Origin of the sequence: Spongiactinospora rosea (genome assembly GCF_003315795.1) — a bacterium.
Taxonomy (GTDB): Bacteria; Actinomycetota; Actinomycetes; order Streptosporangiales; family Streptosporangiaceae; genus Spongiactinospora; species Spongiactinospora rosea.
Map to the genome: position 1 here is coordinate 223,750 of NZ_QMEY01000004.1, position 17,837 is coordinate 241,586.

17 protein-coding genes are annotated in these 17,837 nt (G+C 72.2%); 3 read left to right on the plus strand and 14 right to left on the minus strand.

Going from position 1 to position 17,837, the window contains the following annotated elements; all coding sequences use genetic code 11:
• Window position 1 precedes the first annotated feature (1 nt).
• The 6 genes from DP939_RS12965 to valS form a co-directional block, all read right to left on the minus strand.
• Window positions 2-703 (minus strand): DUF3159 domain-containing protein, encoded by a 702-nt coding sequence (locus DP939_RS12965; protein WP_113980918.1) that lies wholly within the window; start codon window positions 701-703, stop codon window positions 2-4.
• Window positions 704-725: 22 nt separating this feature from the next.
• A complete protein-coding gene (locus DP939_RS12970; protein ID WP_111168174.1) occupies window positions 726-1,118 on the minus strand; it encodes an OB-fold nucleic acid binding domain-containing protein in 393 nt (130 codons plus the stop codon).
• Between the two features lie 80 nt (window positions 1,119-1,198).
• Window positions 1,199-1,870 carry a DUF3710 domain-containing protein gene (locus DP939_RS12975; RefSeq protein ID WP_113980919.1) on the minus strand — a complete coding sequence of 224 codons (672 nt, stop codon included), beginning with the start codon at window positions 1,868-1,870 and terminating at the stop codon, window positions 1,199-1,201.
• A gap of 25 nt (window positions 1,871-1,895) precedes the next feature.
• A complete protein-coding gene (gene dut, locus DP939_RS12980; protein WP_111168172.1) occupies window positions 1,896-2,330 on the minus strand; it encodes a dUTP diphosphatase in 435 nt (144 codons plus the stop codon).
• A gap of 81 nt (window positions 2,331-2,411) precedes the next feature.
• A complete protein-coding gene (locus DP939_RS12985; RefSeq protein WP_225878217.1) occupies window positions 2,412-3,608 on the minus strand; it encodes an AI-2E family transporter in 1,197 nt (398 codons plus the stop codon).
• A gap of 145 nt (window positions 3,609-3,753) precedes the next feature.
• Complete coding sequence (gene valS / locus DP939_RS12990) at window positions 3,754-6,267, minus strand: valine--tRNA ligase (protein WP_113980920.1); 2,514 nt, start codon at window positions 6,265-6,267, stop codon at window positions 3,754-3,756.
• Window positions 6,268-6,339: 72 nt separating this feature from the next.
• Here valS and DP939_RS12995 point away from each other — a divergent pair, with 72 nt between their 5' ends.
• Window positions 6,340-6,651 (plus strand): DUF4235 domain-containing protein, encoded by a 312-nt coding sequence (locus DP939_RS12995; protein WP_113980921.1) that lies wholly within the window; start codon window positions 6,340-6,342, stop codon window positions 6,649-6,651.
• Window positions 6,652-6,660: 9 nt separating this feature from the next.
• Here DP939_RS12995 and DP939_RS13000 read toward each other — a convergent pair whose 3' ends face one another.
• The 5 genes from DP939_RS13000 to DP939_RS13020 form a co-directional block, all read right to left on the minus strand.
• Entirely contained in the window at window positions 6,661-8,037 is a 1,377-nt protein-coding gene (locus DP939_RS13000; protein WP_113980922.1) for an alpha,alpha-trehalose-phosphate synthase (UDP-forming), read from the minus strand.
• Window positions 8,038-8,225: 188 nt separating this feature from the next.
• Complete coding sequence (locus tag DP939_RS13005; protein WP_318656283.1) at window positions 8,226-9,236, minus strand: hypothetical protein; 1,011 nt, start codon at window positions 9,234-9,236, stop codon at window positions 8,226-8,228.
• Between the two features lie 33 nt (window positions 9,237-9,269).
• A complete protein-coding gene (locus tag DP939_RS13010) occupies window positions 9,270-9,569 on the minus strand; it encodes a DUF4193 domain-containing protein (RefSeq protein WP_111171144.1) in 300 nt (99 codons plus the stop codon).
• Between the two features lie 344 nt (window positions 9,570-9,913).
• Complete coding sequence (locus tag DP939_RS13015; protein ID WP_113981152.1) at window positions 9,914-11,200, minus strand: sensor histidine kinase; 1,287 nt, start codon at window positions 11,198-11,200, stop codon at window positions 9,914-9,916.
• A 125-nt stretch (window positions 11,201-11,325) separates the two neighbouring features.
• Entirely contained in the window at window positions 11,326-11,979 is a 654-nt protein-coding gene (locus DP939_RS13020; protein WP_113980923.1) for a response regulator transcription factor, read from the minus strand.
• 265 nt (window positions 11,980-12,244) lie between these two features.
• Here DP939_RS13020 and DP939_RS46945 point away from each other — a divergent pair, with 265 nt between their 5' ends.
• Entirely contained in the window at window positions 12,245-12,409 is a 165-nt protein-coding gene (locus tag DP939_RS46945; protein WP_199565131.1) for a hypothetical protein, read from the plus strand.
• Between the two features lie 87 nt (window positions 12,410-12,496).
• Here the strand turns inward: DP939_RS46945 and DP939_RS13025 are convergent, their stop codons facing one another.
• Window positions 12,497-13,291: an inositol monophosphatase family protein gene (locus tag DP939_RS13025; RefSeq protein WP_113980924.1), complete on the minus strand. Its 795-nt coding sequence runs from the start codon at window positions 13,289-13,291 to the stop codon at window positions 12,497-12,499.
• The gene (locus tag DP939_RS13030; protein WP_225878218.1) at window positions 13,288-15,309 is read right to left on the minus strand and encodes a S9 family peptidase; all 2,022 of its coding nucleotides are present in this window, start codon (window positions 15,307-15,309) and stop codon (window positions 13,288-13,290) included. Before DP939_RS13030 ends, DP939_RS13025 begins: the two co-directional genes overlap by 4 nt.
• Window positions 15,310-15,386: 77 nt before the next feature.
• Between DP939_RS13030 and DP939_RS13035 the strand changes: the two genes are divergently transcribed.
• Window positions 15,387-16,382: a ferrochelatase gene (locus tag DP939_RS13035; protein ID WP_113980925.1), complete on the plus strand. Its 996-nt coding sequence runs from the start codon at window positions 15,387-15,389 to the stop codon at window positions 16,380-16,382.
• Between the two features lie 31 nt (window positions 16,383-16,413).
• On the opposite strand, the gene DP939_RS13040 is transcribed toward DP939_RS13035, so the two are convergent.
• A complete protein-coding gene (locus tag DP939_RS13040; RefSeq protein WP_113980926.1) occupies window positions 16,414-17,661 on the minus strand; it encodes a lytic transglycosylase domain-containing protein in 1,248 nt (415 codons plus the stop codon).
• Between the last annotated feature and the right edge of the window lie 176 nt (window positions 17,662-17,837).

Genomic DNA, 17,837 nt, shown 5'->3' on the forward strand with positions numbered 1-17,837 from the left:
ATCAGGCGGGCTTCTCGTCCTTCAGGGGCCCGAGGGGGGACGCGGGCTGGATGGGCGTGCGTCCCCTGGCCAGGACCAGCACCATCGCGCCCAGCGCGGCCACCTGGAGCGGCCAGCCCAGCGCGATCTTGGCCACCCCCATCGCGGCCACGCCGTCGTTGCCCCAGATGAGGTAGATGGGAAGCTGCACAATCACCCGGACCAGGCAGGGGATCATCAGCAGCCAGGTCAGCTTGGAGCACAGCCGGACGATGCCCGGGTCCTTGCGCCAGCCGGTCGGGTCGCCGGTGACCGAGCCGATCATGAAGCCGACCAGCGGCCAGCGGGTGACCACCGACAGCAGCATGGCCGCCGCGTAGCCGCCGTTGTAGAGGATGCCGGGAAGGTAGTAGTCCTTGGCCTCTCCGGTGCGGGCGGCGAAGAACGCGCCGATGGCGATGCCGATCAGGCTGTTGATCACGAACTGCGGGGTGGACCGCTGCACGATCCGCACCGCCAGCAGCAGCACCGCGAGCGCGATGCTGACGATGAGCGAGGTCCGCAGATCCTCCGAGAGGATCCAGCTCACGGTGAAGGCGATGGTCGGCAGCGCCGCCTCCACGATGCCGCGCTTGCCGCCCAGCGCCTTGGCGAGCTGAGCGCGGACCGCCGCCTCCACCGTCTCGTACGCGGTGCCACCGGAGGTCGCCTCGGCCGTACTCATCGTGTCGCTCACCACTCCAAGGTCACGCGCCGCCCGCAGGGCGAAGCTCGTATCTGGGGTTGAACATCACCTTGCGCCCATCCTGCAGGCTGACGAGCCCTTCCGCGCGGAGCATGCGGCCCGGCTCGATCCCGGCGATCTTCCGCCGGCCCAGCCAGACCAGGTCGATCACGTCGGAACCGTCATAGAGCTCGGCCTCCAGTGCTGGAGCGCCACCGCGCGGACGCAAGGTCACCGTCCGTAGCGTACCGGCAACGCAGAACCTGCGCCGCCCGCGACACCTGACGATCGGCGTCGCGCCGTGCCGGTCGAGGTCTTCCTGAAGCTCCTCGGCCTCAAGCTCGGCCTGACTCGTCGTCAGCCGCCGAAAGAACCCGCGAAGTCCCCTGGGTTTGTGGGGTTCTGCCGCACTCACGGCCTCTCATCCTCTCAACCATGCTGAATCAGCCTATGCGATGGTATGCGGGCGGCAGGGTCGTCCGGAACGGGCCGTCGTCAGCGGGTCTCGGTGATCTCGGGACCGCGCCGGAACGGATCGAGGTCGGGGCCTTCGCCCTCGGCGTCGTCGCCCGCCGGATGGGTCTCCGGCGGCTGCCGCAGCTCGATGGTGTCCTTGGGCGCCATCGGCCCCTCGCCGCGGACCACGACGACGTCACGGACGACCACCTCCAGCGGCTCGGCGGCGGCCTCGTCGGTCGCCGCGCGCCCGCTGAACACGGCGTGCAGCAGCCAGCGGGGGCCGTCCACGCCGACGTAGCGGACCGTCTGGGCGTCCTGTCCCTCGACCGGGATCCGGCCGATCAGCTCGGTCCCGAAGGAGCCCTCGCGCTCCTCGGTGGTGCCGCCCGCCTTCTTGACGCCCTCGGCCAGCTCGGCGCGCACCTCGTCCCACAGGCCCGAGGATCTGGGCGCGGCCAGGACGTGCAGTTGCAGCGCGCTCTCGTCCACCAGGACGGCGACGCCGACGATCTGCTCGGCCGGGGCGATCAGCCTGATGTCGGAGCCCTCGATGACCGGCAGCAGCAGGCCGCCGAGATCGACCCGGCCGCGCTCGGGGTAGGACTCGTCGGCGTCCCACGGCCCGGACTCCCTGGCCGGTGCGGGCGCCGGGGCCGGAGCGGCGGCGTCCGCCTCCGGCTCCGCATGACGGCGGCGACGTCGGAACACTTTCCTCACGCTCCTCGCAAACGTTTCAGCGACCGGTCGACCCGAATCCCCCGGTGCCCCGCACCGACTCGGGCAACCGCTCGACCTCCTGGAAATCCGCCCGCTCCACCCGCTGGAAGACGAGCTGGGCGATGCGGTCACCGCGCCGCAGCAGCACTGGCTCCTTGGCGTCGGTGTTGAGCAGTGTCACGCGTATCTCGCCACGGTATCCCGCGTCGATGGTCCCTGGCCCGTTGACCATCGCGACACCGTGCCTGGCGGCCAGCCCCGAGCGGGGGTGGACGAACGCCGCGTAACCCTCGGGCAGCGCGATGGCCAGGCCGGTGCCGATCACCGCCCGCTCCCCCGGTTGCAGCTCGACGTCGTGCGCGGCGTACAGGTCGGCGCCGGCGTCGCCGGGACGGGCGTAGGACGGCACGGGCAGGCCCTGGTCCAGCCGCTTGATCAGCACACCGATCATGCGGCGGCCTCACGCGGGACGCTCTTCACCATGGAACGGGTCACGCTGCGGAACACTACCGGCACCGGGCACTCGCTCGGGCTACTCCTGGCCGTTGTCGTGTCTTCCGCCGCCCGCGGGCTCCTTCGGCGGGGGCTCGCCGCCGTCGCCAGGGGCCGCGTCGGCGGGCTCAGCCGGGGGCTCCCCGGCCGGTTCGGTGGCCGGTTCGGTGGCCGGTTCGGTACGGCTCGCGGAAGGGGGCGGGAGCTCGGCGGGCGGGTCGCCGCGCAGCTCGGGCAGCGCCCGGTAGATCACCGCGGCGATCGGCACGGCCACCGCCGCGCCGGTGATCCCGGCCAGCACACCGCCGACGGCCAGCACCAGGATCACGGCCAGCGGGTGGAAGTTGACCGCCCGGCCGACGATCAGCGGCTGCAGCACGTGGTTTTCCAGTTGCTGCTCCACGACCAGGATGCCGACGAAGACCAGGGCCAGGAGGGGCCCCTGCGAGCCCAGGGTGACCAGCGTGGCCAGGCCGCCCGCGATGAAGATGCCGACGATCGGGATGAAGCTGGCGAAGAAGATGAGCACCGCCAGCGGCGCCCAGAGCGGCACTCCCATCCCGGCGAGCACGATGCCCATGATGACGCCGTGGACGGCGGCCACCGCCACCGTGCCCTGGACGTACTGGGAAAGGGTCTCCCAGGCGGCCCTGCCCGCCCGGTCCACGCGCGGGGCGACGCCGCCGAAGCCACGCAGCACCCACGCCCAGATCCGGTCACCGTCCTTGAGCAGGAAGAACGTCACGAACAGCAGCAGCACCAGGGACGCCAGCACCTCGACGGCCACCGTCGCGCCGGTCAGCACGGTGTTGCCGATCACCGCCTGCTGCGTGGTGATCAGGTCGGTGATCTGGTCGACCCACTTCTGGATCTGCGCCTGCTGGAGGTGCAGCGGCCCGGTGATCAGCCACTCCTGGACCTCCTCGACCGACTTCTTGAGCTGGGCGACCAGGCGGGGGAACTCCTCGTTGGCCCGGGCACCGACGATCCAGCCGGTGCCGACGAGGATGGCGAAGGCGAGCAGCATGGTCGCCCAGGTGGCCCAGATGGGCCGCAGCCCGGCCTTGCGCAGCCGCTTGGTGATGGGGAACAGCAGCGCCGCCAGCAGCAGCGCGATCGCCACCGGCAGGGCCACGAACCGGAGGGTCGCGACGGCCTGCGCGAAGTAGTGGACCACGACTCCCAGCAGGATGAGACACGCGCTCCACGCCGCCATCTTGGCCAGAACCGGGGGCACGAGACGTGTCAGTCGCCGTGGGTCGGAGATCACGCATTACAGCCTGGCACGTCTGGAACCGGAACGCGCGCCGGATTTCGCACGGGATGGCCACCGAGGGCGAGAGGTTGCTCACTCCCCGCCCCCGGCGGCGCACCCACGCCGGTCAGTCGGCGGCCAGGATCACCTCTACGGCGGGGGCGGAGTCCGGGTCCAGGACGAACTCCTCGACGTTGCCCGCGGCGCACAGGTCGTCCTGGGCGTGCCGGGCGAGGACGGCGGCCGGGCCGGTGACGGTGAGGCGGGCGACCTCGGACCGCATCGACCGCTTGGCCTCCGACTTGGCCTTGCGGACCTGGGCGAGGACGGCGGCCACGGCGGCCAGCACCTCGGGGTCACCGCCGGTGCCGGTGTCGGCGGGGACCGGCCAGTAGGAGCGGTGGACCGACCCGTCACGCCACCAGGACCAGACCTCCTCGGTGACGAACGGCATGAACGGCGCGAACAACCGCAACTGCACGTCGAGCGCCCGGCGCAGCGCGGCACGGGCGGACCCGGCTCCCGCGTCGGAGCCGTACGCCCGGCTCTTGACCAGCTCCAGGTAGTCGTCGCAGAACTCCCAGAAGAACCGCTCCGCGGCCTCCAGGGCGCGGGTGTGGTCATACCCCTCGAAGGCGGCGGTGGCCTCCTCGACCACGCCGCGCAGCCGGGCCAGCATCGAGAGGTCCAGCGGCTCGGTGATGGGGTCGTCGGTGGCGCCGCCGAACCCGAGCACGAACTTGGACGCGTTGAGGATCTTGACGGCCAGCCGCCGCCCGATCTTGAGCTGTCCCGCCTCGTACGCGGTGTCCACGCCGAGCCTGCCGCCCGCGGCCCAGTAGCGCACCGAGTCGGCGCCGTGCTGCTCGATCAGCGCGAGCGGCGTGACCACGTTGCCCTTGGACTTGGACATCTTCTTGCGGTCGGGGTCGAGCACCCAGCCGGAGATCGCAGCGTTGGACCACGGCAGCCGGTCGTGCTCCAGGTGCGACCTGACGGCGGTGGAGAACAGCCAGGTGCGGATGATCTCGTGCGCCTGCGCCCGCAGGTCCATCGGCGTGACCTGGTGGTACAGCGCGTCGTCCGCGCCCCAGCGGGCCGCGATCTCCGGCGTCAGCGACGAGGTGGCCCAGGTGTCCATGACGTCGGGGTCGCCGGTGAAGCCGCCCGCCTTGCCGCGCTGGTCCTCGGTGTAGCCGGGCGGCACGTCGTCGGCGGGGTCGATCGGCAGGGTGTCCTCGGCGGGCAGGATCGGCCGGTCGTGGATCGGGTGGCCCGCGTCGTCGAGGGGGTACCACACCGGGATGGGCACGCCGAAGAACCGCTGCCGGGAGATCAGCCAGTCGCCGGCCAGCCCCTCCACCCAGTTGTCGTAGCGGACCCGCATCCGCGGCGGGTGCCAGGCCAGCTCGGCTCCCCGGGCGAGCAGTGCCCGGCGCAGCTCGGGGTCGCGCCCGCCGTTGCGGATGTACCACTGCCGGGTGGTGACGATCTCCAGCGGCCGGTCGCCGCGCTCGTAGAACTTCACCGGCCGGGGCTCCCCGGTGAGGTCGCCGCTCTCGCGGAGCATGGCCACCATCCGCTCGCGCGCCGCGCCGACCGTGCGGCCCGCGACCTCCGAGTAGGGGCCCGCGGGCACGCCCTGCGGCGGCTCGGGCAGCAGCCTGCCGTCCCAGCCGATCACCGGGCGGGTGGGCAGATCCAGCTCGCGCCACCAGGTGACGTCGGTGATGTCGCCGAAGGTGCAGATCATCGCGATGCCCGAGCCCTTGTCCGGCTCGGCCAGGCGGTGCGCGACGACCGGGACCTGCACGCCGAACACCGGCGTGGTCACCGACCGGCCGAACAGCGGCCGGTAGCGCTCGTCGTCGGGATGGGCGACCAGCGCCACGCAGGCCGGCAGCAGCTCGGGGCGGGTCGTCTCGATCTCCACCCGGCCGCCGTCGGGCCGGTGGAAGGAGATCCGGTGGAAGGCCCCGCTCTGCTCGCGGTCCTCCAGCTCGGCCTGGGCGACGGCGGTGCGGAAGGTGACGTCCCACAGCGTGGGGGCCTCGGCCAGGTACGCCTCGCCGCGCGCCAGGTTGCGCAGGAAGGCGCGCTGGGACACCGCCCGGGAGTGGTCGCCGATGGTGGTGTAGAGCAGCGACCAGTCGACCGACAGGCCGACCCGCCGCCACACCTCCTCGAACGCCTGCTCGTCGATCTCGGTGAGCCGGTGGCACAGCTCCACGAAGTTGCGCCGCGAGATCGGCACCTCGGTCTTGCCCGGCTTGGCGGGCGGCTCGAAGTCGGGGTCGTACGGCATGGCCGGGTCGCACCGCACGCCGAAGTGGTTCTGCACCCGCCGCTCGGTCGGCAGGCCGTTGTCGTCCCAGCCGATGGGGTAGAACACGGTCTTGCCGCGCATGCGATGGAAGCGGGCGGTGATGTCGGTGTGGGTGTAGGAAAGGACGTGACCGATGTGCAGGGACCCGGAGACGGTCGGCGGCGGCGTGTCGATGGAGTAGATCTCCTCGCGGGGCCGCGCCCGGTCGAACCGGTAGGTGCCCTGCGCCTCCCAGCAGGCTACCCATACCGCTTCGAGCCCATCGAGAGCAGGTTTCTCGGGCACGGCGGGATAGCGCGATCGCTGTTCGGTCATGCGTCCCTATGGTAGTCCGGGGACCTGCCCGGACGGGCTAGGGTTTTCGCATACGGAAGGGGGAAGGCAGCTATGGCCGACAAGGCGGAGAAGCCGGATCTGGCGTGGCGCGCCATCGGAGGGCTGGTCGCGCTGGGCGTGGGTTTCGCCACGCGCAAGGCCATCGAGTTCGGCTGGCAGAAGGCGACGGGCAAGAAGCCGCCCGCCGACCCCGACTCGCCGGACATCGGCATGGCCGAGGCGATCGGCTACGCCGTGGTGACCGCGGTGGGCATGGAAGTGGCCCGGATCGTGGCGACCCGGGCCGCGGCCAGGCGCTACCGGGCGTGGTCGGCGCGTAGCGAGGCCAAGGCCATCGCCCAGGCCGCCACGCCCAAGGCGTGAGGACCGGCCTCAGGGCGTCTCCAGGGCCTGAAGGAACTCCCCGGCCCAGCGGTCCACGTTGTAGGTGGCCACGCGGCGGCGCAGCGAGCGCATCCGCCTGGCCAGCTCGTGCGGGGTGGAGCGCATCCCGGCGATCATCGCGCGTTTGAGGCCGTCGACGTCGTAGGGGTTCACCAGGAACGCCTGCCGGAGTTCGTCGGCGGCCCCGGCGAACTCACTGAGCACCAGCGCCCCGCGCAGGTCGTGCCGGCAGGCGATGTACTCCTTGGCGACCAGGTTCATCCCGTCGCGCACGGGGGTGACCACCATGACGTCGGCGGCCAGGTAGAGCGCGGCGAGTTCGTTGCGCTCGTACGACTGGTGCAGGTACTGCACCGGCTGGTGGCCGATCAGGCCCTGCTCGCCGTTGATCCTGCCGACCTGCAGCTCGATGTCGTTGCGCAGCCTGCGGTACTCCTCGACGCGCTCCCGGCTCGGGGTGGCGATCTGGACGAAGACGGCGTCGCCCGCGTTGACCGCCCCGTCGGCGAGCAGTTCGCCGAACGCCTTGAGCCGCTGCCCGATGCCCTTGGTGTAGTCGAGCCGGTCCACGCCGAGCAGCACGTGCTCGGGGTCGCCCAGCTCGGCGCGGATCTCCTTGGCCCGCGCGACGATGTGCGGCTCGCGTACCAGGCTGTCCAGTTCGCCGAAGTCCACCGAGATGGGGAACGCCTCGGCGCGGATGACCCGGCCGTCCCGGTAGATCTCGTGCTTCTGGTGTTGCAGGCCGAGCTGGCGGCGGCACAGCCGGATGAAGTTGGAGGCGCCGCCGGGCCGCTGGAATCCGACCAGGTCGGCCCCGAGCAGGCCCTCAAGGATCTCCCTGCGCCAGGGGAGCTGGGTGAACAGCTCCGAGGGCGGGAACGGGATGTGCAGGAAGAAGCCGATGCGCAGGTCGGGGCGCAGCTTCCGGAGCATCGCGGGCACGAGCTGGAGCTGGTAGTCCTGGATCCACACCACGGCGCCGTCGGCCGCGGCGTCGGCGGCGGCGCGGGCGAAGCGCTCGTTGACCGTCCGGTAGGCGTCCCACAGCACCCGTGAGTACACGGGTGTGGCGACCACGTCATGGTAGAGCGGCCACAAGGTGGCGTTGGAGAAGCCCTCGTAGTACAGCTCCACCTCCGCCGCGGACAGCGGCACCGGGATGAGGTGCATGCCGTCGTGGTCGAAGGGGTCCAGGCTCTCGTCGGGTGCGCCGTGCCAGCCCAGCCACGCGCCGTCACGACGTTGCATCACCGGGGCGATGGCGGTCACCAGACCGCCGGGGCTGCGCCGCCATCCCGCGTGGCCGTCACGATCGACGGGCAGGCGGTTGGCGACGATGAGAAACGAGCTGCGGCCCTGCACGCTTCCTCCAATGGTCGGCTACGACCACCTTACGAAAAGGACACACACCGCTTCTGATCGGCTACCGGACGAACGCGTAGGAACGGCATAAAACCCGGCTTCAGGCGGGTCCCAATCCGGCCGCGTCGCAGGTCGCCGCGTACGGCGTGACCTGCAGCATTCCTACCCACGGAACGCGCGAGACGACCTCAGCCGGAGGTGATCTCCCGCCGCGCCGCCGAGGCGCCCTCGGGCAGCGCGCCCCGCTTGCGCAGGTCGTCGCGCACCGCGGTGGCCAGCCGCTTGGTGGCGGCGTGGTTGAGGGTGCCGCCCGCGACCGCGCCGGTCAGGAAGGGACCGAGGGTGGTCAGATGGCGGCCGAGGGTGCGCATCATGCGGTTACGCAGCGCGGTCTTGGCCGCGGTGCCGAGTGCCAGGGTGACCGAGCCGGGCGCGAGGGGGTCGACGCCGCGCTGCTTGGACCACGCGATGGCGAAGGCGAGGGCGCGCTGCCCGCCGTTGCCGGGCACCTCCACGCCGTACACCTCGTGCAGCTCCGCGATGAGCTTGGTCTCGATGGCCGCCACCACGAGCGTCTCAGCGACCAGCTGGGCGGGCGCGGACAGCAGCAGCGGAGGGGCGGCGAACTGGGCCATCGCGAGCGCGCCGCCGACGGCGCCGACGGCCGTCGTGGCCTTCGCCGCGGTGCGGACGAGATCGTCGGCCAGGGCCTCGCCGGTGAGCCCGTAGTGGTGTTCCTCAAGTGTGCGCAGATCGCGTACGGGGACCCGGGGCGCCGTGGCCAGGTAGACGTCGGCCAGCCACCGGCCGCGGCCCGCGCCGGTCTCCTTGGCCTTCCTGCCCGCCGTGACCAGGGCGGCCGTCAGTCGGCCGAGCACTCGCCCGCGTTCGGCGCGGTCCAGCTCGCCGGGCCGGGTCAGCCGGCCCACGAGCACCGCGACCTCGTCGTGCGGCTCGTCGTGCTCGCCATCCTGCGCGTCCCGCGCGGCGGGGTCCCGGTCGTCGTCACGGGACTCGCCGGCACCGGCGGAGCCGTGCTCCAGGCCGTGCCGGGGACGCTCGCCGGTGGACTCGGCGGGTCGATCGGGCGGGCCCGGCTGGACGGAATCGGACGACCCGGGCATGCTCACGGGTTCGTCCGGCGTCCGGCCGGGCTCGCCGACGTCGTCACTCGACGGCCGATCCGCTTTGTCTGTCACGCTGCGGAGCCTCCCTCAAATCCGTCGGGACGATCAGGCGGCGCACTCCCGGCAGATCTGCTCCCCGCCCTTCTCGGCGGCGAGCTGGCTCCTGTGGTGCACCAGGAAGCAGCGCGCGCAGGTGAACTCGTCGGCCTGACGAGGAATCACCCGGAGCGACAGCTCCTCGTTGGACAGGTCCGCACCGGGCAGCTCAAGCGACTCGGCGAGGTCGGTCTCGTCGATGTCGATGCTGCCGGACGACTTGTCCGTACGGCGAGCCTGAAGCTCCTGGAGGCTGTCCTCGTTGAGGTCGTCGTCCGTCTTCCGTGGGCTGTCGTAGTCGGTAGCCATCCTTCTCCATCCCCCTCATCTATCTGTCTGCGCACCGTCGCGCGCTTATAACGTCCGGGAGCCCCATCTTTGTGCCCGAAAGGTCCGAGAGATTTGTGCTTCGGTACCCCGCGATGACAACCACTGAACCTCCCTCACGCGTGTGAGCCGCCGCCAATGGGAGCAGTTAGCCAAATATGGCGGAAACCACAGCATTGACGCCATGCAGCACCGTGTTCGACGGCACATCCAACCACATGTACGGCGCGAACGAGACGCCCCCCGCCGGATGAAGCGCCGGATACGCCCTCAGGTGCACCGCCCGCTCGTCCCACCCCGTATGTCAGCCCTCCCCTCGGGGCCGGTCAGCCCCGCTTGGGCGACCCGCCGGACCCCTGCAGCCGCACGGTGACCAACAGCCCTCCCCCGTCCCGGGGGACCGCGGTCACGTTGCCGCCGTGCGCCGCGACGATCGCGCGCACGATCGACAGCCCCAGGCCCGAACCCTTGGCGGAGTCGACCCGGTCGGCGTTGAGCCGCCGGAACGGCTCGAACAGGCTCGACACCTCGTACGCGGGAACGTGCGGCCCCGTGTTCGCCACCTGAACAACGAGGGCCTCGTCCGCCATTCCCGTGCGTACCCAGATTTTTCCGGACTCGTTGATGTTGTATTTGATCGCGTTCTCGACGAGGTTGGCCACGCAGCGTTCCAGCAGCACCGGATCGCCCGTCGTGGGCGCGGAGGACAGCTCGGTGGTGATCGACACGCCCGCCTCGCGGGCGATCGGCGTGAGCTGTTCCAGCGCCGTCTCAGTGACGTCCTTCACGTCCACCGGCCTGCGCACGCTCAGCTCCCGCTCGCTGCGCGCGAGCAGCAGCAGGCCCTCGATGAGCCGTTCGTTGCGCGCGTTGACCTCCAGCAGCGTGCGGCCGAGGGCCTTGAGGTCTTCTGAGGCGTCCGGATCGGCCAGCGCGATCTCCAGCACGGTCCGGTTGATGGTCAGCGGCGTGCGCAGCTCGTGGGAGGCGTTGCCGACGAACCTGCGCTGGGTGTGGAACGCCTCGTTCAGCCGGGTGAGCATCGCGTCGAAGGTGTCGGCCAGCTCCTTCAGCTCGTCGTCGGCGCCCTTGAGGTCGATCCGCTGATGGGCCAGCGTGCTCTCCGACAGCTTGCGCGCGGTCGCGGTCATCTGGGCCACCGGCCGCAGCGCCCGGTCGGCCACGAAGTAGCCGAGGATCAGCGCGAAGATGCCCACGCCGAGCAGCGCCAGCAGCGAGCGGTTCAGCATGTGCGCGCGGGCCGCGACGACCGCGCCGTCGCGGTGCTGGGCCCACCATTCGACGACCCGGTCCCTCACGTCGGCGGGCATCTCGTTGAGATCGAACGGCGCCATGGGCCAGGCCGACTCGATCGACACACCGACGATCGTGTACATGACGAACAGCAGCATCGCGCCCGCGGCGAAGAACAGCGCGCCGTAGGTGAGGGTCAGCCGCCAGCGGATGCCCAGCCGGGCGGGCAGCTCCCTGACCGTCTCGCGCAGCCCGCGGCTGAGCGGCTGGGCGGCCAGCGGCGGCGGGCCGTCCCAGACGGGCGGGCCGGTCGGTGGCGGCGGCGGGCCGCCGCGCCCGCCGGAGTGCGGGCTGATCATCGGATGGGTCGGCTCCGCGTGCCCGGCCGCGCCGTTCGCCCCGGCGGGGCCCGGCGGCGCGGCGAACTCCGGCCTGGCCGACCCGGGGCCCGCGGACTCCCCCGCGGGCCGGTCCGGTGCGTCACTCACAATCGGTACCCGACTCCCGGCACGGTCTCGATCACCTGGGGCTCGCCCAGCTTCTTGCGCAGCGTCATCATGGTGACCCGCACCACGTTGGTGAACGGGTCGATGTTCTCGTCCCACGCCTTGTCCAGCAGGTCTTCCTGGCTGACCACCGCGCCCTCGGCGCGCATCAGCTCCTCAAGGACCGCGAACTCCTTCTTGGTCAGCGCGACCTCCCGGCCGTCGCGGGTGACCAGGCGCTTGCCCGGGTCCAGCCGTACGCCCGCGCGCTCCAGCACGGGCGGCAGCGCGGGCGCCGACCGGCGGCCCAGGGCGCGCACCCGCGCCACCAGCTCCACGAACACGAACGGCTTGGCCAGGTAGTCGTCGGCCCCCAGGCCGAGCCCCTCGACCTTGTCGTCCACGTCGCCGGAGGCGGTCAGCATGAGGATGCGCGAGGCGGTACGGCCGGCCACCAGCCGCCTGCACACCTCGTCGCCGTGCACCACGGGCAGGTCACGGTCCAGCACGATCACGTCGTAGTCGATGTAACCGGTGCGTTCGAGCGCGCCGCCGCCGTCGTAGGCGACATCGACCGCCATCGCCTCGCGGCGCAGCCCGGTGGCGATCGCGTCGGCGAGCACCCGCTCGTCCTCGACCACAAGCACCCGCATCGGTCTTAGGCACCTCCCGAAGAATCCGCCCGCGCGCCCCCCACAAGGCGCCGGGACGGTGTCCCAATGTCAGCACAGCGACGGTAAGCGCAGGGTAAGCCCGCTACCACCCTAGGAGAGGCGGTGACAGGAAGCACACCGGCAAGTTGTGCGAATGGTGGTTTGAGGAACATATGCCAGTGGGTAGAGCGTGTCCCACACCCCGTGGTGAGGTCTCACCGCTGGGTGGCGTGGCCCTCTCCGCCCCCGAGGAAGAAGGTGAGACATGGGCGAGTTCACCACCACCATCGAACACAGGCTCGACCAGGCCTACCGAGGTCTCCAGGAGGCCAGGTCGGAAGGCGACCACTACCTCGCCGACAGCCTCACCGCCGAGATCGAAGACCTCCGCAGGATCGCCGTGGACAACGGCGTCACGCTCACGCGCTGAACCCGAGCCCGAACCTCAGCCTGGGCCCTGCCACGAAGGGGCCGGTCCGCACCGGGCCGGCCCCTTCGCTCACCCTCGGGCCGCTCGCTACTCGTCGCGTTCCGGATCGAGCCCGGCCAGGGCGTCGTGCAGCTCCTCGAAGAGCCCCGGCGCGGCGCACAGGGTCATGTCCGGGCTGACCGGCCTGCCGTGCATCCCGCCGAGCCGGGCCCCGGCCTCGGTCGCCACCAGGCCGCCCGCGGCGTAGTCCCAGTACTGCGGGCCGCGCTCGTAGTAGGCGTCCACCCGCCCGGCCGCGACCGCGCACAGGTCGGCGGCGGCCGAGCCCGCCCGGCGTACGTCGCGGATCCGCGGCATCAGCGCGGCCAGCACCTCGGCCTGCACGGTGCGGCGGCCCACCTGGTACCCGAACCCGGTGGCGACCAGCGCCCCGGACAGCGGCACCCCGGTGTTGCAGCGCAGCCGCTCGCCGCCCAGCCAGGCCCCGCCGCCGAGCGAGGCGGTGAACACCTCGGCGCGCGGCACGACGTTGACCACGCCCGCCACGATCTCGCCGTCCACCTCGACGGCGATGCTCACCGCCCAGTCCGGCAGGCCGTACACGAAGTTGACCGTGCCGTCGATCGGGTCGACGATCCAGCGCACCGCGCCCTCGCCGGTGGCCCCGCCCTCCTCGCCGAGGATCGCGTCATCCGGACGGGCCTGGTGGACGCGGGCCCGGATCAGCTCCTCCGCGGCCCGGTCCAGGGCGGTGACCACGTCGGTCGGGCTGGACTTGGTCTGCACCACCTCGGGCCGGGCGGGCCGCTTGGCGAGCAGCATCTCGCCGGCCTCGCGGGCGATCTCCGTGGCGAGCCGGGCGAAGTCGGCGGGCGCGGTCATGCCCCCTCCCCCGTCAGCGACGCGGGGGCCTTCCACTCCTCGCCCAGCACGTGCTGGGCGAGGAACGCCAGGACCGTCTCGTACCAGGCCACGATGTTGCCCGGCTTGAGCACCCAGTGGCCCTCGTCGGGGAAGTACAGGAACTTGGAGACCACGGAGGACCGCTGCAGGTCCCACCACAGGTGCAGGCCCTCGCCGATCGGCACGCGGTAGTCGCGGTCGCCGTGGACGACCAGCATGGGCGTGGTGAAGTTCTCCAGCGACAGGTGCGGTGACTGCCTGCGCAGCGCCTCGCCGTCCGGCGGCCCGAACTCCCGCCGCCAGTAGTAGGGGGCGTCGGTCGTGCCGGAGAACTGGCCCATGTGCCACACCGACGCGTGCGTCACGATCGCCTTGAACCTGCCGGTGTGCCCGGCGATCCAGTTGGCCATGTAGCCGCCGAAGGAGCCGCCCATCGCGGCGGTCCGCGTCTCGTCGAGGTCGGGCCTGGCCAGGGCGGCGTCGGTGATGGCCATCAGGTCGGCGAAGGTCCGCGGCCCCCAGTCGCGCCAGCCGCGGCGGATCATCTCCGCGCCGTACCCGGTGGACAGGGCGGGGTCGGGCAGCAGTACGGCGTAGCCGTGCTGGGCCATGATCCACGGGTTCCACCGCCAGGACCAGTCGTTCCAGCTCGCCAGCGGGCCGCCGTGGACCCACAGCAGGAACGGCGCCGGGTTGTCGGCCGACGCCCCCTCGGGCAGCGCCAGCCAGCCGCGGATCTCGGCCCCGTCGTCGGCGGTGGCGGTCACCTCGGTGAGCGTGCCGGGGGCGGCGAGCCGCGGCGCGGGTGAGGGCAGTTCTTCCTCGCGCGCGGTGTCCTCACCCAGGGTGAGGCGGACCGGGGAGGGGGCCTCGTCGATCCCGCTGCGCAGCGCGTACAGCGTGGTCCCGTCGGGGGTGGGGGAAAGCTCCAGGTAGGAGGAGTCGCCGGTCAGCCGTACCGGGTCGGCGCCGTCCAGGGGCACCCGGAAGACGGGCCTGCGGCCGGCGCGGTCGGCGATCACGTGGAGCGCGCGCGAGTCGGGGGTCCAGGCGATGGCGGCGGGCCACAGGCCCTCGCCGAGCGCGCGGCCCTCCCCGGTCGCGAGGTCCAGCACCCAGAGAACGGTGTCGGGCAGCCGGGGGTCGGCCCCGTGGCGGGCGTGGGTCTCCCGCGCGCAGGCGACGTACCGCCCGTCCGGGGAGACCTCGATCGGGCCCATGAAGTCGTAGCCCTCCACCGAGGCCAGGACCCGCCGCTCGCCGCCGCCGACCGGGACGGCGACCAGGTCGATCCGGCTCTCCCCGCCCGGCCGCGGCGTCGTCCAGGTGGTCACCACGGTGGAACCGTCGGGGGTCACGGCGAAGCTCAGTTCGTCCAGCGCGCGGCCCGGCTCGGGGGTCAGGTCCCTGATCTCCTCCAGCCGGTCGCCCACGACGGTGGAGGCGAACAGCCGCGTCTCGCCCGGGCCGAGGTCGTGGTCCCAGTACCGCGCCGGGTGGGCGTCGTGCAGGATGGCGCTGACGCCGGCCTCCTTGCGGGCCTTGCGCCGCTCGGCGTCGCCCGCCTCGGTGCCGGGCAGCACGTCGGCGGCGAACACGACGGCCCCGCCGCCGGACCGCACCGCCTTGATGGCCCCGGCCCTGGCCGCGACGCGGCGGGCCTCGCCGCCCTCGGCGGGCAGCAGCCACAGCGCGGGCACCTCGTCGCCGTCGGCCTTGACCGTCGGGTCCGGCCGCGCGGACACGAACAGCACGTCGCCGGCCGCGGTGAACTCCGCCGCCGCCTCGCCCTTGGCGGACCTGGTCAGCCTCCGGGGCGTGCCACCGGGCGCCACCGGGATGTCCCACAGCGCGGCCCCGTAGGACTTGCCGTCGGGATTCAGCGCCTGCACGACCGCGACGAGCCTCGTGCCGTCCGGCGACAGCCGCAGGCCGACGACGCGCGGCACCCGTACATAATCGCGAATGTCCTTGAACACATCCCTGAAGTCCGTCACGTCCTGAATCTACCGGGCGGTGTCATTCGCGGCACCGCGCGTTCGGGACCGGCCGGGCGATCGGGTTGGATGGGGACATGGCGAATTACGATGCGCTGGTGGTCGTGTCGTTCGGCGGGCCGGAGAAGCCGGACGACGTGATGCCGTTCCTGGAGAACGTCGTCAGAGGGCGGGGTGTGCCCAGGGAGCGACTGCTGGAGGTGGAGGCGCACTACCAGCGGTTCGGCGGGGTGAGCCCGATCAACGACCAGTGCCGGGAGCTGGTGGCGGCGCTCAAGCCCACGCTCGGCGTACCGGTCTACTGGGGCAACCGCAACTGGCACCCCTTCCTCACCGACACGGTCGGGCGGATGGCCGCCGACGGGGTGCGCAAGGCCGCGGCTTTCGTCACGGCGGCCAACGCGGGCTTTTCGAGCTGCCGCCAGTACCTGGACGACATCGCCGGGGCGGTGGGCCAGGTGGAGGGCGCGCCGGAGATCGTGAAGCTGCGGCACTACTTCGACCACCCCGGGTTCATCGCGGCGATGGCCGACCACACCGAGCGGGCGCTCGCGGAGCTGCCCGCCGACCGGCGGGCGACGGCCAGGCTCGTGTTCACCGCGCACAGCGTCCCGGTGACGATGGCGCGCAGCGCGGGGCCTTCCGGCGGCGCGTACGAGGCCCAGTTGCGGGCCACCGCGCGGCTCGTGGCCGAGGCCGTGGGCCGGTCCGGGCAGGACTGGGACCTGGTGTGGCAGAGCCGCAGCGGGCCGCCGCAGGTGCCGTGGCTGGAGCCCGACGTCTGCGACCACCTGACGGACCTGCACGAGGACGGCGTGGAGGCCGTCGTGCTGGTGCCGATCGGGTTCGTCTCCGACCACATGGAAGTGATCTACGACCTCGACGTCGAGGCGGCGGACCGGGCGCGGGAGCTGGGCATGCACCTCACCCGGGCGGCCACGGCGGGCACGCACCCGCGGTTCGTGAGCATGGTGGGCGAGCTGATGGCCGAGCCGGAGCCGTTGATGTGCGCGGGCACCTGCTGCCCGAGGCCGCAGCGGCCGCAGACCGCGGAGCGGGTCGCCGCCGGCTGACGCGCAAGCGAAGGCGAAGGGTAAGGCGAGGTCAGCCGTACTGCCGGGCGTAGCCCTCGGCGACGCCGAGCACCTTGCGCACGTAGCTCCACGAATGGTTGTAGAACCAGACGGCCTTCTCCAGCTTCTTGCCGCCCCGGTTCGCGCCGTTCGCGCAGAGGTAGTTGGCGGCCGAGGGTACGGCGTCGTAGGGGCTCCAGATGTCGGCCTTGCCGTCACCGTCGCCGTCCACGCCGTACGCCTTCCAGGTGGCCGGCATGAACTGCATCGGACCCAGCGCCCCCGCCGAGGACGGGCCGTTGTTGCGCCCGTGGGAGCTTTCCACCTGGCCGATGGCGGCGAGCACGGTCCAGGAGAGGCCCGGGCATACCTTCGCGGAGACCTGGTACAGCTCCAGGTAGCTGCCCGGCCTTCCCACCACCACCCGCTGCGGGGCCTTGGGGGGCGCCGCGTCGTCCTTGGCCGTCTCGGCCGCCTCGGCGGCTTTGATGACCCGCTTCGCGGCCTCGCCCACCGCGGCCACCTGGGAGCCCTCGCCCAGCGCCGTACGGACCTTCGAGGTCAGCGCCTCCGCGTGCTCGTCCGCGCCGTGGACCAGCACCGCCACGCCGGGCAGCAGGCCGAGCCCGCGTCCCACCCGCACGCTGACCAGCCCGTCCACGCCCGGCAGGCCGAGCTCGGCGGATACCCCCAGCCGGAGCCGCGGCCCGTTGTCCACCTGGTAGTCGGTGCCCTGGACCATGCCGAGCCGCCGAACCGCCCGCGCATCGGCCACGACCTCGCCCCTGGCGATGGCGTCCCAGACGCCCGGCTCGCCGGCGACGGCCTTGGGCGTCCAGGCGCGGAACTCGGCGGGGTTCACCGCCAGCAGGCTGATCGCGGTGCCGGAGACCCGGATCGTCCCCGCGTCCACCGCGGCGATCTTCTGGACGTGCTTCAGCGCGGAGATCTTGTGCAGCGTGGCGCGCGGCACCGACGCCTGTGCCACGGCGAAGACCACCGGCGGGGTGGGCGTGACCCCTGGGCCGCCGGTCATCCGCGGCGCGGGGGCGGAGGCGGTGGGCGCGGGAGCCGCGTGCGGGGCCGTGGTCGGGACCATGCGGTCCAGGGCGGTGAGGGCCTTGCCGCCGCCCGCCACGACTCCGTCGGCGCGTACCGAGCCCACGGACCGCTCCGGGCGGAACAGCAGATATCCCGCCACGACGGCCGTGACCACGATCGTCGCGGTCAGCCCGGCCAGGACGACGGGCAGGTAGGAGGACCGGGCGGCGGGGGACATCGGATTCACGTTATCCCACCGTCCGCGCGGTCACCGTCAAATGCGAAAATCCACTTGATTCAAGTCTCAATGGTGCGTCATCGTCCAGAGGGGCATGAGTCTCCCCCTCGCCGCCGGGTCCGGCCCCGCGGCCACCGCGGCCCGGCACGGTTTCAGGTGCCGAGCGCGCGCGGTCG

Bases quoted from the DNA above. Each gene is read 5' to 3' on its own strand.
- DP939_RS12965 (WP_113980918.1), bottom strand. From the start codon at position 703: ATGAGTACGGCCGAGGCGACCTCCGGTGGCACCGCGTACGAGACGGTG.
- dut (WP_111168172.1), bottom strand. From the start codon at position 2,330: ATGATCGGTGTGCTGATCAAGCGGCTGGACCAGGGCCTGCCCGTGCCG.
- valS (WP_113980920.1), bottom strand. From the start codon at position 6,267: ATGACCGAACAGCGATCGCGCTATCCCGCCGTGCCCGAGAAACCTGCT.
- DP939_RS12995 (WP_113980921.1), top strand. From the start codon at position 6,340: ATGGCCGACAAGGCGGAGAAGCCGGATCTGGCGTGGCGCGCCATCGGA.
- DP939_RS13010 (WP_111171144.1), bottom strand. From the start codon at position 9,569: ATGGCTACCGACTACGACAGCCCACGGAAGACGGACGACGACCTCAAC.
- DP939_RS13015 (WP_113981152.1), bottom strand. From the start codon at position 11,200: ATGATCAGCCCGCACTCCGGCGGGCGCGGCGGCCCGCCGCCGCCACCG.
- DP939_RS13020 (WP_113980923.1), bottom strand. From the start codon at position 11,979: ATGCGGGTGCTTGTGGTCGAGGACGAGCGGGTGCTCGCCGACGCGATC.
- DP939_RS46945 (WP_199565131.1), top strand. From the start codon at position 12,245: ATGGGCGAGTTCACCACCACCATCGAACACAGGCTCGACCAGGCCTAC.
- DP939_RS13025 (WP_113980924.1), bottom strand. From the start codon at position 13,291: ATGACCGCGCCCGCCGACTTCGCCCGGCTCGCCACGGAGATCGCCCGC.
- DP939_RS13035 (WP_113980925.1), top strand. From the start codon at position 15,387: ATGGCGAATTACGATGCGCTGGTGGTCGTGTCGTTCGGCGGGCCGGAG.
- DP939_RS13040 (WP_113980926.1), bottom strand. From the start codon at position 17,661: ATGTCCCCCGCCGCCCGGTCCTCCTACCTGCCCGTCGTCCTGGCCGGG.